The following is a 439-nucleotide window of genomic DNA, read 5'->3' as shown; positions in this document are numbered from 1 at the left end:
CGGGTAAAAATCCCCTTCTTGAGAACCTGCGGTTCTAGGGCAGCAGGGGTCAGGTTTTTGTGCTCGGGTGCGTCCCGTTATAGCGCCCCGTAGTAGGTTTTCAGCTTGGTGTCGGTGGCCTTGCTTCCTTCGATGCAGCGTTCCAGTCCGACAGGGCGTCCCACAACTCGCGCAAAGTCGGTCTGCATCTCGTTCAGGGCCTTGGCACCACCGAGGAACCGGCGGCAATTCAGGCGGCCTGTATCGGGGTCTTTTGGCACCACGTAGGCCGACAGGTGCGGCGTTTTTTCGTCCCGGTGAATGATGGCAGCGATCACGTTGTCCTTGCCGTGCCGCTCCTGAATCCAGCGCAACGCCTCGTTCAAATAGGGGTCACGACACGAAAGTGTACTTTACGTACGCTTAGAGTGAACCCAACAAGAACGTTGAGGCTGTTCTG

At 57.6% G+C, this 439-nt stretch carries 1 protein-coding gene; it reads right to left on the bottom strand.

Annotated elements, in window-relative coordinates; translation table 11 throughout:
* Positions 1-77 precede the first annotated feature (77 nt).
* On the bottom strand, positions 78-365 hold the full coding sequence (locus KP705_RS17825) for a plasmid recombination protein (RefSeq protein WP_252348447.1): 288 nt from the start codon (positions 363-365) through the stop codon (positions 78-80).
* Between the last annotated feature and the right edge of the window lie 74 nt (positions 366-439).

This window comes from Gluconobacter sp. P1D12_c (genome assembly GCF_018812105.1).
Lineage (GTDB): Bacteria > Pseudomonadota > Alphaproteobacteria > Acetobacterales > Acetobacteraceae > Gluconobacter > Gluconobacter oxydans_A.
Note: the sequence above shows the minus strand (reverse complement) of the source record. Positions and strands in the feature narration are given on the sequence as shown.